Here is a 16,548-nt window from a genome sequence, read left to right as displayed (position 1 = left end):
TGAAAAATCTAAACTTAAAAATTAAAGCTATACCCTACAGTAAACCGACGCCCGTAAAGGCGTTCCGAATAAATTTGATCAGCTGCACCAAAAGATTCGTATACACTCTGCCGTTTACTATCTAACAAATTATCTACTTTAACACTAACGGTACCTGCTCTAAAATTAGCACCTAACTTTTTAGCTAAATTCAAATTCAAACTATGAAAAGGCTTAGCAAAAACATCCGAGTTCTTCGAAAAACCAATAATTTCCAATGTCTTACCTTGAACATTATAGAACATTCCGGCTTCAAAGCCTTTCTCGGAAGAATTATACATTAAACCTGTATTAATTAAATAGGGTGATTGACCTTGTAAATCACGTTTATTCTCAATTTCTTCACCAGGACGAGCAAATGACTTTCTTGCGTTAAATTCGTTATCACTCATTTCAATTTCCGATTTCACAACTGTGACATTTAAATTAAAACTTAGATCCTGCAAACCTTCGGAGATAAAACCAAAGTGTTTACGACCTTCCACTTCCACGCCGTACACATTTGCCGAAGGCGTATTTCTTGCCGTAATATTTGTCGGCGCAGCATCTGAATAAGATTGTAACTCAATCGGATCTTTAAATTTTTTATAAAAACCACTTACAGCAAACATTTGAGCACGATCAGCAAATATTTCATAACGAATATCAGCATTATTGATATAGGTTGATTTCAAATCCAAATTCCCCAAAAATCTTGTATCCGTTAATGGATCATAAATTTGAACAACCGACAACTCCTTAAATGACGGGCGAGCAACCGTTCTGGAATAAGAAGCACGTAAATTGTGATTATTAATAGGCGTATAAATCAGGTTCAACGATGGGAAAAAGTCCAGATCATCTATAGTCTTCACATTATCGTAAACATCTCTAGCGACGTTCTGCCCCGTAAAAAATGAAGTATATTGCTCTGCACGAACACCAATAATTGCCTTTACCTGCTCCCAAGGCTTCAATTCCACAGATGCGTACGCTGCGGCAGTATGTTGCTTTGCATCAAACGTATTTGCTGCTTCGTATTCCCCTTGTATATAAAAACCCTGATCAGCATTTGCCGAGTAGATATTCTCCTCATTTAAAATCTTATTTGGATCACCATTTGGCGCGCCTGTATCGTTTTCACGGAAGTTAATCGTATAATTATGAATTCCATAATCACGTTGCTTGTAGCTATACAAACCACCAAACTTCAAAGAAGCGTCACGTTCAAATAGGTTCCATTTCTTAGTAAAATCTACCTTTGCAACCGCATTCACCTCATCTAGATTTCTCCAAATACGCATTGGAAGACCTGCATCTGTATTCATAACAAACTTATCTCCTTCACGAACAAATGTAGTTTGACGAACATCCTTATCTTTTACCTTAGCCCATGACGGAGAAATTTTCCACTCCGTAATAAAATCTGTATTCTCATTACTGTGCTTTCCTCCCAACATCAAGTTTGTAATTGAACGTTGACTATAATCCAAAGTATGCTTGTAAGTAGTGTTCGAGTTTTGAATTCTAGTAACTTGGTCATAAATCGCAGCACTAGACTCTCCATTCTGTATATGCAATGCATTAAACGTATACTTTGATCGGTCTGTTTTATAATTTAATCCCAACATTCCTGACAAAAGCACTTCTTCTTCCCCCAAATCACCCACCGTTGTACGGTCTGCGCGAAGTTCAGAACTCTCATCTGTTTGATTAGGCTTTTGATAAATTCCGTTACGGAAACCCTCATAAAAACGAGTCTCTTTTTTATAATTCAATACACCTATCACACCTAATTTGTTACCTCCAACATTATATTGATTGCTGAAATCAAACGAAAGACTCATATCAGGTGAATTATTTTTCTTACGTTCTGCTCCCATTGTTGGGTCAAAAGAACGAGTCACATATTCGACGGCTGGTCTATTGCTCTCTAACACAGGAGAAGGAATATTATAATCTTTTGTAACGGGCATAGATCGTTTCCCCTTGTCATACCCAAAAAAATCTGTACCACTACCTTTGTAGCCCACATAATTATCTTTAAAATGCATGTCAGGATTATAGCCTAAAGATAATGATATGCCCATCTGTTTTTGTGTAGGAATATCTTTCGTAACAATATCCACAACACCACCTGTAAAGTCAGCAGGAAGATCAGCAGATGCTGATTTCATCACGATGATATTCTCCAACACACCTGTAGGAAAAATATCCATCTGTACTGTATTCTTGTCGGGGTCCAAACCTGGAAGGTCCATACCATTCAAAATAGACTTCGTGTAACGGTCGCCTAACCCACGAACATATACATATTTACCTTCCTGAATAGATACGCCTGGAACAATTTTCACAGCTGATGCAATATCACTTGCGCCCGAACGTTTAATCGCTTGTGAAGAAAGACCGTCCATCACGACGCCTGAGTTCTTCTGCATATTTAAAATAGATTGTTCTGTATTTTTACGTGCGGACACAGAAACGACCACCTCATCCAATTCATCAAATGAAGATGACAAAGTAACATCAACAGAAGCAGCTTTTCCTCCATCAACTTTAATCGTTGTAATCTCCTGACTTACATAACCTACATAGCTAAATAAAAGAGTGTAGGTGCCTGTGGGTAAGTCAAAACTATAAGCTCCCTCAAAATCAGTACTGGTAGCCTGTGCACCTCCTACTACAGCAACACTTACTCCTGATAAAGAAGCATTAGAACCGGCATCTTTAACAACACCTGTGATACGTCCTGTTTGTCCAAATAACATAACAGGCGCTATAAAAAAGAATAATAACCAAAAAGAATAATACTTATTCATTTATGAAAAGATTTTGTTTGTGTTTCGTGTTAGATTATCGTAGTAAGTGATTGGTTATTCGCTTAGTTCGTAATAAGGAATATAAAGCAACCACTTCAAAAAACCATCACCCAAATCAAACGATAGGTACAATTTGGATGATGGATATATGGTTATGTATGATTATTAAATTCTCCAGTATTAAAATACTCTTAAACTTTTTGCAAAAGTCCAGTCAAAAACCTTAACATCAGCACCCAAAGCACTTTCTTTCACACCTTTTGCATGGTTAGTAAACTTAGTAGCGTCAGCTTTAACCTGTGTTTCTTTATGTACTGTAAACAACTGCTCAACAGTTTTTCCTTCTGGCAAAACAAGCTCCCAGTTTTTAAATATCAACTCATCTGAATTTAAAGTTTCAATAGATTTGTCATCATTCATGCGAACAACATTTCCATCAACAATGTTTTTAACGTAGATATTCTCTAACATACCGGTTGCACCGTCACGGAAGTCAGCAATACGCTTGCCTGGTAGATTGTTCATATCAATTGTGATGTTTTTTAATGTAAATGCTCCTTTAGCATTTCCTTCTGGTCCATCAATTTCAAGTGCACTATCAGACTCTTTAGTTTGGATAACCAACGCATTGTCAATAGTACCTGAATAACCCTGATCAATGTCTAGACCATCATCCTCCTGACCATAAATCAATACATTTTTCACATTTACAGTACCTCCAAACCACTCGATTCCATCATCTTTATTAGAAAAAATTTCGATATTTTCGATCGTAGTACCACTACCAACTCCCCCTAAGGTCAAACCTTGGATTTCGCTGTTATTTTCTAAAGCTACACCGCTAAAACGAATAGAAACATACTTTAATGATCCAGAATTATCTGTTGGATTCTTACCTCCATATTCACCATAAGACTGTCCTGCCGGAATTCCCTCGATATAAGCAATACCTTCAGCGTTTGCTACAGAAATAGGCGCATTACCTAACATAATAACCCCTCCCCATTGGCCTGCATCTGTTACTTTAAGTGTACTAGCTTTCTCACCACGTTTGATTCCGTCAAGTTTAGCCGTAAAAATAATTGGCTTATCTGCAGTACCATTAGCAATTAACTTAGCACCACGATCGACGATTAATGCAGTAGCATTAGAACCTTGTCCGTTTTCAGCTTTAATAATAGTTCCAGGCTCAATAGTTAAAGTAACCCCCTCATCAACAACAACACGACCATCTAAAAGATAAACCTTGTCTGCTGTCCACGTTTCGTTACTTTTGATAATACCTTTTTTAACAACTAATCCGTCTTCATTTGGAATTTCAGTGTCAGGACCGATTGGATCTTTTTTGTCAGAACAGCTTACAGAAGTAATACTGATGACAACTGCACTTAAAACGGGTAGAAATAATTTTTTCATGATGTTATGTTTAATTTTATCTAATGCAAAGAAACCGAGTACATGTTAACCTAGCATTGAACCTATATTATATAATCATTAAAAATCAATGAACATACACCCTTTTTTAACGGCAAAACTTAACACATAATTAACATAAGCCAACTAAAAACAACCATACGATTAAAGAATGGCTATGTAGATAATAATCAATCTATTTCTTCCATCTTATAATAATAGTTGGTATTTTGCAACAAAAGGAATTTCAATGTCAAACACGGTATTATCTGCACAAGATTTAACCTATCAGTATACTAATGCTGCACAGCTAACCTTCCCTGAAATAAATCTGGAAAAAGGGCAACATAGTTTGCTATTGGGCGATTCGGGGACAGGAAAAACAACACTACTGAATTTACTAAGTGGCCTATCAAAACCAACGACAGGGCAAGTCACTCTATTAGGTGAAAATCTATACAAACTTAAAGACTCTGCTCTAGATGCCTTTAGAGCTAAAAATATGGGTATGATTTTTCAAGAAGCACACTTATTGAAAAATCTAACGGTTATCGAAAACATCAAACTCGCTCAAAGTTTGGCTAAAAATGCAATAGATGAAACCCACATTACACAAGTCTTAAATGATTTACAGCTCGCTGATAAAGGGAAAAGCTTACCCAATCAATTAAGTCGAGGTCAAAAACAACGTGTAGCAATAGCCCGTGCAGTTATTAATCGGCCTGCCCTATTAATAGCCGATGAACCAACAGCATCTTTAGACGACACAAATACAAGTCTAGTTATAAAAATGCTATTTGAAATCGCAGATAACTACGGTTCTACACTTTTTATTGCCACGCATGACAAGCGCTTAAAAGATCAGTTCAATACCTTTTATCAATTATAAAATATGAATACCATACAGCTCGTTTGGAAAAACATAACACAACAAATTGGTTCCACCCTATTAAGCATACTATTAACAGCTTTTGGTGTCGCTATACTATGTGTAATATATATTACTGGAGATACGTTTGAAAAGCAACTAACAAACAACACAAAAAATATTGATCTTGTTGTCGGTGCTAAAGGAAGTCCTCTACAACTTATTCTAAGCTCTCTTTACCATGTAGATAACCCTACTGGAAATATTACTTTGGCGGAGGCCAACCAACTAGCCAACAACCCATTCATAGACTTAGCTGTCCCTATTTCATTGGGAGATAACTATAAAGGGCATCGTTTAATAGGAACCGACTCATCTTATTTAAACTTATATGAATTACATATAGCAGAAGGTCAATTTTGGAATAAAAATTATGAAGCCTTAATAGGAAGTGAAGTAGCCCGAAAAAGAAAACTAAAAATTGGCGACGAATTTCATACAGCTCATGGGCTTTCTGCCGAAGGACACATACACGACGAACATCCATTTAAAGTTGTTGGTATTTTAGAAAACGCTAACTCTGTTGTTGATAATTTAATCCTCTGCAATCTTCAAAGCGTTTGGGACGTACATGGCATCCATGAAGATCACAACCATGATCATAACCATAATGAAGAACATAATCATAACTCTAATCATCCGCCTCACGATGAGCACCATCATCATAATGATCACCAACATAACCACCATGAAGATCAACATGAAGAATATGTAAGTGAAAAACCAAATGATATTTTTGTTAAAAATATAGGAGATGATATACTAGGAGCCAGAGGAAACGAAATAACAGCACTGCTTATCAAGTATGCTTCCCCTGCAGCAATGGGCATCATACCCCGCCTTGTCAACCAATCTACAGACATGCAAGCTGCATCACCAGCTATTGAAAGCACCCGCCTATTCTCGCTAATGGGAGTCGGTTTGGACTCTTTAAGCGCATTAGCTTATATTATCATGTTTATTGCAGGATTTAGTGTATTCATTAGTTTATACAATGCATTAAAAGAACGCAAATATGACTTAGCTATCATGCGATCTATGGGCGCATCGAAAACAAAATTATTTACCTTAGTTCTATTAGAAGGATTGTTTATTACTGCAATAGGCGCTATAATCGGATTAATAATTGGTCATACTGCTCTATACCTAATTAACCAGCAAACAAGTGAAACCGCAGATTTCATCGAGGCCTTATCCTGGAATACAAAAGAAATATTTATTATTTTAGCTGCATGCATAATCGGCATTTTGGCGGCATTGCTACCCGCATTAAAGGCATATAGCACAACAATATCGACAATATTAGCAGATAAATAAAATGAAAAATAAAATTTTAATATTCATCATAGCTCTATTTACTATAGGACAAGCAAAAGCACAAATAGGTCAATTCCCTGAAATGGACGTACCTGATCATACACCAATGATGAACAGCACTTGGGAAGCTATTGACAAAATGATGTACAAGGTAACTGTAGAAGGAAATAAAAAAGTATATACCCCAACCTACCCACCTGTCCTAAAGGCCTTGGAAAATAAAGAAGTCGAACTCCCAGGGTATTTAGTCCCCTTAAATAGCGGACGTACGCACAGTACATTCATGCTATCCGTACTCCCTGTAATGCAGTGCATGTTCTGTGGAAGTAACGGCATTCCGCCCATGGTCGAAATTTTCATGAAAAACGGATCCATAAAGTTCACAGAAGAACCTATTAAAGTTAAAGGGAAAATGAAGTTTAATCCAGAACCACTAAAGGGAAATGCTGAAATACAGATTATAGACGCAGTATTAATAAAATAAAAAGCTTACGACCTATTAACAAGAGACAACTCTATACAAGAGGCTAAAGCAGCTGTCTCTGTGCGTAAACGACTCTCGCCAAGAGAAACAGGCAAATACCCCATTGCTAAAGCTTTGCTTACCTCTGCTGTCGAAAAGTCTCCCTCAGGGCCAATAAGCACCAGATACTTCCCGCCTGCCGGACAAACTTTATTCAAAAATTTTTTCTCTCCTTCGGCACAATGTGTAATAACTTTAACAGCAGATGTTGTTTCCTGCTGTACTAAAAATTCAGAAAAAGAGATAAGCGGATTAATTTTCGGTAAATAAGCTTTCAATGATTGTTTCATCGCAGAAACCACCACCTTATTAAGGCGATCTAACTTCACTTCTTTACGTTCCGAATGTTCAACCAACAATGGGGTAATCTCAGAAATACCAACCTCTGTTGCTTTTTCTAAAAACCACTCTATCCGATCGATACTCTTTGTTGGTGCTATTGCGATATGTAAATCATAATTTAACTTATTAAAAGATTCTTTAACAGTCAAAATCTTGAGCACTGTTCGCTTAGGATGCGGATCAATGATCTCTGCTGTATACCAGCCCCCACGTCCATCAACCAATCCCACAATATCACCAGTTACGAGTCTTAAAACGCGAATCGCATGCTTGCTTTCATCCTCGCAAAGAATAAAGTCTTTATGTTGCGGCTCAATAGCAGCGGTATAAAACAAATGCATATAATTAAAGGGCTAAGATATTCTTTGAAATATAATAACTATACTATTCATCCAAATCGTCAATTGGCGATTCGATCAATTCCAGTTTTACATATTCAATATTCTGTTGCGTCTTTTTTATAATGGTAAAAGAGTAACCTTCAAACTCCTTAACCTCACCAACATTAGGTATTTTTTCAAAATAATGCCCTACCAAACCGGCAATCGTATCGTAATCAGAACTCTCTGGCAAGGCTAAAGGCAAGAAGCTATTCGTATCATGCACACTAGCCCCCGCATCAACCATATATTCAGTTTCAGAAATTCGTTCTACAACAGGATTTTCCTCATCATATTCGTCCTGTATTTCTCCCACCAACTCCTCAACAATATCTTCCAAAGTGACCATACCTGCCGTGCCACCAAATTCATCCAACACAACGGCAATCTGTATACGCTTTTGCTGAAACTCCGTCATCAGGTCATTGATCTTTTTGGTTTCCGGAATAAAATAAGGCTTACGCATAATATCTTTCAGTACCACCTCTTTCCCTTTAACCACAATAGGCAAAATATCTTTCGTATGCACAACACCTACAATCTGGTCGATATTATCATCATAAATAAGAATACGGGAATACCCCTCTTCAGTAACTGTATTAATAAAGTCTTCTGCGGTATCAGTAACCTCTATTGCAACAATCTTTGTACGAGGAACCATAATATTTTTAACGATCCGTTCATTAAAATCAAAAACGTTTTTAATCAACTCATGTTCCGCATTATTCAAAGCACCGCTTTCTTTTCCTTTCTCAAGCAAATACTGCAATTCCTCTGAAGAGTGGCTGATTTCATGATCTCTAACTTGAATACCTATTAACTTAAGTAAAAAGTTTGCAAAACCATTTAAAACCCAAATAATAGGTTTAAAAATAAAATAGAAAAAATGTAAAGGAGCAGCAATCTGCATCGTCGTTGCTACCGGTCGGTGGATAGCGATTGATTTTGGCGCTAACTCACCAAATACAATATGTAAAAAAGTAATAATAGCAAAGGCAAGAACATGTCCCATATTTTTAGCTACTACACTTGTCAATTCAACGTTAAATAACCAAAAAAAACGATGAACAACCTCTGTCATCACCGCTTCCCCAACCCAACCCAAGGCCAAAGAAGCTAAAGTGATACCTAGCTGCGTAGCAGCCAAATAGCCATCGAGATTCTCGGTAATATTTTTCGCCATTTTAGCGACATTACTTCCCGATTTTGCCTGTAACTCAATTTGAGAAGCACGTACTTTAACAATGGCAAATTCGGCAGCAACGAAAAAACCGTTAGCTAATACCAAAAATATTGTCCAAAATAAATCGATGGCCATCGTTTCAGCTTATTTACTACCAAATTCCTTTTTGTACAACTCAATACTTTCTAAAAGTATCTCCTGTGCTTTTTCACGTCCATGAATTCCATCTACAATCACCGTTTTTTCTTCAAGAGCTTTATAACTTTGAAAGAACTGAACAATCTCTTTCATCATATGGGGAGCCAGCTCATCCATATCATTGATATAATTGTAAATAGGATCATTCTTAGCAACAGCAATGACCTTATCATCCTGTTCACCCCCATCAACCATAGTCATTACTCCTATAACCTTAGCCTCAACCAAAGTAAGTGGAATAATATCAACAGAACATATTACAAGAATATCCAAAGGATCCTTATCATCACAATAAGTCTGTGGAATAAAACCATAGTTTGCCGGATAGACAACGGAAGAGCTTAAAACACGGTCTAGAATCAAAAGACCTGTCTCTTTATCAATTTCGTACTTACCTTTTGAACCGCTCGTAATTTCAATAATTGCGTTTACTGAAGTTGGCACATCACTCCCAGGAGTTATCTGGTGCCAAGGATGTTGTTTAATCATTAATTATTTTACTGTTTGTTTGCTTTTTTATTTTTCAACCATCTTCTTAGCAATGCAATAGCAATCGGTAAAAATGCTATAACAATCAATGCAACGATGATATATTCTACATAATTAATAATTTCCGGAAATTTCACCCCCAAAAAATAGCCTGTTAATGTCAACAAAGTAGCCCATAAAAAAGCCCCTGTAACATTATAAATGACAAATTTTCTAAAATTAAGTTTGACAACTCCCGCAAATATAGGGGCAAATGTACGAATAATAGGAACAAACCTCCCTATCACTAAGGCTGTTCCTCCATATTTTTGAAAAAACTCTTCCGCCATAATGACGTATTTGCGTTTAAACAATAAAGAATCCTTCCGTTTAAACAACATCGGCCCCGTTCGATAACCAAACCAATAACCGGTAAAATTGCCCAAAATACCCGCTATTAATATCCCAGAATACATAGTTGTAATATCGACATCTATCTTACCTAGCGCACAAAAAAGACCTGCCAAAAACAAAAGATAATCTCCTGGCAAAAAGAAACCAAAAAACAATCCTGTTTCAGCAAAAACAATAAGCACAACAATATAGAACCCCCCGTGACTTAACAAATACTCGGGATCCATTATTTGCTGAAAAAACAGCCACAAATCTTGCATATTTTACTTTAATAAGTTAGCTAAACTAACCAGCATCTCTATTTCTTTATCTATTCTAAGAATGTGTCACAGCTGAAATAGCAGTACGAATATCTTCAGCTATCTCACTCATACGTTCTGGAGAAAGACTTAATTTGGGCTTAGAGAAGTTCATATCATCAACAGCATCAATAGGAATAAGATGAATATGCGCATGCGCAACCTCTAAACCTACAACAGCAACCCCTACTTTAGGACAAGGAAATACTTTCTTTATACCTTGTGATACGATCTTCGCAAATACCCACATCCCCATATATTCATCGTCATTGATATCAAAAATATAATCAGTCTCTTTTTTCGGAATAACCAAAACATGCCCTTCACGAAGTGGATTTACATCTAAAAAAGCTAAGTAATCATTACTCTCCGCCACCTTATAGGCAGGAATTTCACCGGAAACAATCTTTGAAAATATTGTTGACATATCTATCTATTTATAAGAAATCAAAACAAATATAAAAAAAACGGTTGCAAGATAAAGCAACCGTCTCAATTTATATTAATTTAAGTTATGTTGCGGTTATGGCAAAACCGCACATAACCTAAAACATTTCTACCTTGAAATCTCTAATATTTCAAACTCCATTATACCAGCCGGCACATTTACCTCTGCAATATCACCAACAGATTTACCCAATAAACCTTGAGCAATAGGTGATTTGACAGATATTTTCCCCGATTTCAAGTCAGCTTCCGTTTCAGAAACCAGCTGATACGTCATCACAGCATTATTCTTCTTGTTCTTTATCTTAACATAAGACAATGCCAGTACCTTAGAGGTGTCTAATGTAGATTCATCAATCAAACGTGCCGATGCTAGTACATTTTCAAGCTTTGCAATCTTAGCCTCATGCAAGCCCTGTGCTTCTTTTGCAGCATCATACTCGGCATTCTCCGATAAATCACCTTTATCCCTAGCTTCGGAAATAGCCTTAGCCATTGCAGCTCTTCCTTCTGTCTTTAATTGATGCAACTCCTGCTTCAATTTATCCAACCCTTCTTGCGTATAATAAGTAACTTCTGCCATATTTTCTTTACTTTATTTTAATATAAAAAACCTAAAAAAAATACAAGACCACACTATCCTCAATGGACAATATGGTCTTGTACGTTGATTGCTAAGTTAACAATCAACTTTCAAAAAAACAAATTTTATTTGGCTAAATACCCTCTTCTATATCAACAAATTTGTATCCTAATCCTCTTACTGTCTGTAAATAATGCGGCTTATCCGGATTAGTCTCTATTTTCTTACGCAGCCTAACCACGTGCATATCTAAGGTGCGTGTATTTACATTCGAACTATATCCCCAAACAACCTCCATCAGCTCTTCCCTCGTAATCTCTTTACCTACATTCTGTAAAAAATAAAGCAAAATTCTATTCTCCAATATTGTTAATTCGATCTTTTTACCATCTCTTACTAAAGAATGAATATTCGGATGATGCTCTGTAGTGCCAAACGAATAAACATCATTGTTTTTAGGTAGAAAAAAACGCACCTTATTCTCAATCATAGCTACAAGCACGTCCATATTAAAAGGCTTCGTAATATAATCCGTCACACCATAACTATAAGCATCAATCTTATCAACATCCTGTGACTTAGCTGTCATCATGATGATAATATTTTCAAATGACGCTTCGCGGACAGCTTCGCAAACTTCTATCCCTTCTTTCCCTGGCAACATCCAATCCAATAAAACAACCTCAGGCTTCTGTTCTAGTATCAAATCCTCCGCTTCTACACCATTAGAAGCTTGAATAACCTTATATCCCTCTGTTAGTAAACGATGTGCGACTAAAAACCGTAAGTTTTCATCATCTTCAACTACTGCAATTGTGATATCTTTATTCATAACATTAGTTTAATTCTTTTTCGGTCCCAAGGGAAGAAGCAACGTAAAAGTAGTCCCTTCATTAACTGTACTATCGACTTTTATTTCTCCCCCCATAAAATCTATAATCTCTTTACAAAAAGCTAATCCTAGTCCAATACTACCCTGTTGATTAAACTGATTCTTAACTCTATAAAATTTTTTAAAAATACTATTAAATTCTTTCTTATTTATACCAATTCCTTGATCTTTAAATTTAACAACAAAATTCTTCTTATTTTGTTGTATATCAACATGCAATATTTTACGATTAGGCTCTGAATATTTATAAGCATTATCTATTAAATTCTGAAACACGCTTGCTAATAATGTTTTATCAACAAACATATCATTTTGCACGTCAATATCGTAGGTAAATTGAAAATCAGGATATTTTAATTTTACTGCTGAAAATATTGGCTCACAAAACTCCAACACATCCACCTCTTGCCTATTGGGTTTTATAGATTTATTCTCAATTTGTGCAAATGACAACAATTTGTTCATCAGACTATTGAGCTTATCAGCCTCCTGATCTAAAATTCTACCGTACATGCGCTGCTCATCAACAGAAAGTTTATCACCACTTTGTATATTATTACCTGCAATTTTAATAACACTTACTGGAGTTTTAAACTCATGTGTAAGATTATTAATAAAATCATATTGCAAACGAAACAACTTGTCATTGATAATTACGTTTCGATAGATAAGATACGCAATTAAAATTAAAATAAGATAAACCACAGAAACTGCTAAGCTCACAGGTAAAAAGCGACGCCCCACCTCCTTATTAATAAAGCGCTCTGAACTAACAAATTGCAACTTATAATCTGACAAAGCACCAGGAAGCAAAAGTTCTGTTTCCATATAATTTGACTCGTCGCTCACACTACCCGATACAATCGGTAATATATCTATAGTTTCATACAAATTAGGCTGAACATTATTTATTTTAATCTTTGAAGGGTTGATAAAAAACATAAATAAATCCTGATCATAAAATGCTACCGGACTATCTGCATTAGACATCATGCCTTTATAGGAAAGCAAATCAGCAATACGCGGAATATTCATATAACTAACCTTACCTGCATTCATCGTATAGAACACCTTGTATATCTCATCATCTGATAGACTTGTCGTTTCAGTAACACGGTCTAAAAAACCGATAAACTTCAAAACCATACTATTAAAGTCTTCGATATTATAACGCCTTTCATCAGAGTGAACACGCTCCGTGATAAGTCGATTATCAGCATCTAAACGAAAAGAAGTCACACTCTTCGGATATACAAGCAAATTATTATATTTAATCCCCGCTTCAATAGAATCTGAATTAGTGATAGTAATGTCATAAAACAAAATCTTTTCCACAAATGGGTTCTTACGAATTACATCATTAACATAAGAAAGCGCTTTAACTGAATCTAAAAAACCTTGGTAATAAGATATTTCCGGTATTTTTTCATTAAAAAAAACATGAAATGGCTCCACCGACTTATCAAACACTTCAACCTTCTTATTATTAAACTCTGTTTCTATAAGATTGACAATAGTTGTTCTGCCCGCTGACATAGCAATAACGAACAAAATGGTAACCAGAATAACATAGGCAACCAATAGTCCAAAATTCTTACGGTATTTTAGTTGGTTATATGCCATAGTTACTTTAAATATGCTTTCAAGAAAGCCTCCACCTCTTGATAATAATGTATAAGGTTTCCTTCATCTCTAAACCTCCTACCCTCATCCTCCTTATAAAGATACTTAATAGGTATATTATTGTTTTTTACCTTCTGCACAAATTGATTTGCATCCGTTAAAGAGCTATACCGATCACTTCCCCCTTGAGCAAAAAGAATAGGAACACGAACACGGTCGGCATGAAACAGTGGTGAAATAGCTTTAAAGAGTTCATGCTCACGGTCAGGGTTACCAATGGTGTGATAAAACAACTTGATAAATTGCTGCCTATAAGGTGGAATCTCTTTAAAATAGGTAAACAGATTTGTATAACCTGACATCGATATAGCACACCGGTAAAAAGAAGAATTATAAGTCGCACCATACAATGCTGAATACCCTCCAAAACCACTTCCCATTATCGCCACCCTATTTTTATCAACTATACCTTGATGAATAAGCCAAGTAACGCCATCCATAATATCCAACTGCATTTTTCCTCCCCACTCTTTAAACCCTGCACTCCAAAATTTCTTACCATAGCCCGCAGACCCGCGATAATTCACTTGAAAAACCAGATAACCCCTATTCGCTAAAAATTGCACTTCAGACTCAAACTCTATATAATCACGTGAATACGGACCATCATGTATAAGAACGACAACAGGAAGATTTCGTTTTCCCATACCTTTTGGGTAAGTCAGATACCCATTCACCACAAGACCATCTCTACTCTGAAAACTAATCGACTGTTTCTTAACCAACTGCTTATCATCAAGCTTAGGGTTAATTTTCGTCAACAGTTTAACGGAATCTATATTCGAATCATAATGATAGAGAGCCCCTGAATTCACATCCGTAGCTACCTTTACTACCCAATTACGCAAGCTTGTATCCGTATTCAAAACATAGATATCCTGATCCTCAAAATGTGCCGCAAGTTTTTGAAAACTATTTTTAATTTTTTTATTAAAAAAATTCTTTTCTACACGATCAATCGTATGTTCACTAAACACCAGCTCCTCCAGATGATCCGAATACCACGCATCACTTATATCTACCTTGCTATTACCATAGATCATCTTCGTTTCTTCCCCTCTCGAAATATCATACTCTACTACCGCCAATTTATCACGTCCATCGTTAGAAAGAGCATAAATCCGAGTATCAGACCCCTTAACAAAACCTAAAGGTTTAATCAATGTTTGATAATCGGTCACCTCAACCTGTTTAAATTCTTCTGTATTCGCAGAACGATACAAAATACCTTCTTCAACACTATCGCTCGTTACCGCTAGCCTGACCTCTCCATCAGAAGAGGCAAACCAATTTATAACATTGCCAGGATTCTCCGTCAATAATTCTGGGGGACGTCCATCTATAAAAACCTTATACAAATCAAACGCACTTGAATCACGTGCATTGATAGAAGCCAATAAATAATCTTCATATAACCTCTGCGGATATACCCAACGAAGATGCGCATCACTCGCAGGTAAAATAGAAACCGCTTCTTCATTAAAAATATTAATAGAAAAAATACGGGCACTATCAATCGCAGCATAAGAATTTGAGTAAACCATTGTAGAGTCAGAAGTCCAAAAAAAGTACTGAACGTTTACATCCTCTTGATAAGTTAACTGTTTCGATTTTTTCTCATCTCTCAAATCCAAAACATAAATATTCCTACAATGATTATCTATGCCGATATAAGCTATCTTACTACCATCGGGAGACAGCTTAAAACTATTTTTTTCCGACTTCACAAAAAAATCCTCTACGGGCATTACATCAGCGATTTCATCTGATTCTCCACATGAAACAGAAAAAAACACAACAACCAGCACACAGATCCGAACAAGATTTTTAATCATACAGTTATCTATTATCTACCCAAATATTGTTATTTTTCAACGATAATACAGTAATGCAACTTTAATTTTACAGGAATATTTAACGATATCGCATAACCTCATTATTATTATTGTTTTTTGTACATTTGCACATGATTTTATACAATGTTTCTATCATAATAGACGACAGCAGTCACGACGCCCTTTTGGCTTGGTTAAAAAATGAACTTCAATCCATTACTTACGATATCAACTTTCTAAAAATGCTTGATTCTCCTCACGAGGGGTCAACATACTGCATTCAATTAACAACAGAGAACGAAAGTAAAATCACAGATTTTCAACAAGAAGTTCTCGTAAGAATACAAGAATATATTGGCAATAAACATTTTGAGAAAGCTTTTATTTTTGACAGTAAAATGCGTTTCCTATCAATCTAAACGAGAATTAATCTTCTCGTTTTTTTCAATACAGCGATACAAAAAACTCTATTTTTATTATTCGAGAGTCATATTTTTCACGTCACCGCATATACTATAACGCAATACAAGTCTTACAACGTCTGTTCACCAAATGGAGAAACCTTTTTAACGCTCTTTTTTCTAAACTTCTTATACCATAAAACACCAACGACCAACGCTATTAAATAAGGTAATCCCAAAAGAAACATAATACCATCATTTAACCCTTTCCCTAATGTACTGCCATTAGCAACGCTGTTCTCAGCATTAAGCGAACACATAGCACATTGTGCAAAAACGTCACCTGCATTTAGAATAAAAAGACTAAAAAAGCCCAGTAATACTAAAATTGATTTCCTGTTCATA

Annotated in this window: 16 protein-coding genes; 4 read left to right on the top strand and 12 right to left on the bottom strand. The window is 35.9% G+C overall.

What is annotated here, in order from left to right:
- Window positions 1–14 precede the first annotated feature (14 nt).
- Together ORI89_RS10805 and ORI89_RS10800 are read right to left on the bottom strand one after the other, a co-directional pair.
- Window positions 15–2,837: a TonB-dependent receptor gene (locus ORI89_RS10805; RefSeq protein ID WP_268230493.1), complete on the bottom strand. Its 2,823-nt coding sequence runs from the start codon at window positions 2,835–2,837 to the stop codon at window positions 15–17.
- 180 nt (window positions 2,838–3,017) lie between these two features.
- Window positions 3,018–4,253, bottom strand: a complete 1,236-nt coding sequence (locus ORI89_RS10800) for a hypothetical protein (protein WP_268230492.1) — start codon at window positions 4,251–4,253, stop codon at window positions 3,018–3,020.
- 247 nt (window positions 4,254–4,500) lie between these two features.
- Here ORI89_RS10800 and ORI89_RS10795 point away from each other — a divergent pair, with 247 nt between their 5' ends.
- Genes ORI89_RS10795 through ORI89_RS10785 form a run of 3 tightly spaced genes read left to right on the top strand, consistent with a single transcriptional unit; the run spans window position 4,501 to window position 6,979 of the window.
- Entirely contained in the window at window positions 4,501–5,139 is a 639-nt protein-coding gene (locus tag ORI89_RS10795; protein WP_268230491.1) for an ABC transporter ATP-binding protein, read from the top strand.
- Window positions 5,140–5,142: 3 nt separating this feature from the next.
- Window positions 5,143–6,495 carry an ABC transporter permease gene (locus ORI89_RS10790; protein ID WP_268230490.1) on the top strand — a complete coding sequence of 451 codons (1,353 nt, stop codon included), beginning with the start codon at window positions 5,143–5,145 and terminating at the stop codon, window positions 6,493–6,495.
- Between the two features lies 1 nt (window position 6,496).
- Window positions 6,497–6,979, top strand: coding sequence for a hypothetical protein (locus ORI89_RS10785; RefSeq protein ID WP_268230489.1), 483 nt, complete (start codon window positions 6,497–6,499; stop codon window positions 6,977–6,979).
- Window positions 6,980–6,984: 5 nt separating this feature from the next.
- Here ORI89_RS10785 and ORI89_RS10780 read toward each other — a convergent pair whose 3' ends face one another.
- From ORI89_RS10780 to ORI89_RS10740, 9 genes are all read right to left on the bottom strand, one after another.
- On the bottom strand, window positions 6,985–7,701 hold the full coding sequence (locus ORI89_RS10780) for a 16S rRNA (uracil(1498)-N(3))-methyltransferase (protein ID WP_268230488.1): 717 nt from the start codon (window positions 7,699–7,701) through the stop codon (window positions 6,985–6,987).
- 43 nt (window positions 7,702–7,744) lie between these two features.
- Window positions 7,745–9,058 carry a hemolysin family protein gene (locus ORI89_RS10775; RefSeq protein ID WP_268230487.1) on the bottom strand — a complete coding sequence of 438 codons (1,314 nt, stop codon included), beginning with the start codon at window positions 9,056–9,058 and terminating at the stop codon, window positions 7,745–7,747.
- Between the two features lie 9 nt (window positions 9,059–9,067).
- Window positions 9,068–9,610 carry an inorganic diphosphatase gene (locus tag ORI89_RS10770; protein WP_268230486.1) on the bottom strand — a complete coding sequence of 181 codons (543 nt, stop codon included), beginning with the start codon at window positions 9,608–9,610 and terminating at the stop codon, window positions 9,068–9,070.
- A gap of 8 nt (window positions 9,611–9,618) precedes the next feature.
- The gene (locus ORI89_RS10765) at window positions 9,619–10,263 is read right to left on the bottom strand and encodes a DedA family protein (RefSeq protein WP_268230485.1); all 645 of its coding nucleotides are present in this window, start codon (window positions 10,261–10,263) and stop codon (window positions 9,619–9,621) included.
- Window positions 10,264–10,318: 55 nt separating this feature from the next.
- Window positions 10,319–10,729 carry an HIT family protein gene (locus tag ORI89_RS10760; protein ID WP_268230484.1) on the bottom strand — a complete coding sequence of 137 codons (411 nt, stop codon included), beginning with the start codon at window positions 10,727–10,729 and terminating at the stop codon, window positions 10,319–10,321.
- A 129-nt stretch (window positions 10,730–10,858) separates the two neighbouring features.
- Window positions 10,859–11,332: a transcription elongation factor GreA gene (greA, locus tag ORI89_RS10755; protein ID WP_268230483.1), complete on the bottom strand. Its 474-nt coding sequence runs from the start codon at window positions 11,330–11,332 to the stop codon at window positions 10,859–10,861.
- Between the two features lie 133 nt (window positions 11,333–11,465).
- Window positions 11,466–12,164 carry a response regulator transcription factor gene (locus ORI89_RS10750; protein ID WP_268230482.1) on the bottom strand — a complete coding sequence of 233 codons (699 nt, stop codon included), beginning with the start codon at window positions 12,162–12,164 and terminating at the stop codon, window positions 11,466–11,468.
- 9 nt (window positions 12,165–12,173) lie between these two features.
- Window positions 12,174–13,847: a sensor histidine kinase gene (locus ORI89_RS10745; protein ID WP_268230481.1), complete on the bottom strand. Its 1,674-nt coding sequence runs from the start codon at window positions 13,845–13,847 to the stop codon at window positions 12,174–12,176.
- Window positions 13,848–13,849: 2 nt separating this feature from the next.
- Entirely contained in the window at window positions 13,850–15,742 is a 1,893-nt protein-coding gene (locus tag ORI89_RS10740) for an alpha/beta hydrolase family protein (RefSeq protein WP_268230480.1), read from the bottom strand.
- A 131-nt stretch (window positions 15,743–15,873) separates the two neighbouring features.
- On the opposite strand from ORI89_RS10740, the gene ORI89_RS10735 reads away from it, so the two are divergent.
- Complete coding sequence (locus ORI89_RS10735; protein ID WP_268230479.1) at window positions 15,874–16,161, top strand: DUF4286 family protein; 288 nt, start codon at window positions 15,874–15,876, stop codon at window positions 16,159–16,161.
- Between the two features lie 113 nt (window positions 16,162–16,274).
- On the opposite strand, the gene ORI89_RS10730 is transcribed toward ORI89_RS10735, so the two are convergent.
- Window positions 16,275–16,547, bottom strand: a complete 273-nt coding sequence (locus ORI89_RS10730; RefSeq protein ID WP_268230478.1) for a hypothetical protein — start codon at window positions 16,545–16,547, stop codon at window positions 16,275–16,277.
- Between the last annotated feature and the right edge of the window lies 1 nt (window position 16,548).

Source organism: Sphingobacterium sp. UT-1RO-CII-1, from assembly GCF_026711005.1.
In the GTDB taxonomy this organism is placed as follows: Bacteria; Bacteroidota; Bacteroidia; order Sphingobacteriales; family Sphingobacteriaceae; genus Sphingobacterium.
The sequence above is the reverse complement of the archived record's forward strand: the minus strand, read 5'-3'. Positions and strand labels throughout refer to the sequence as shown.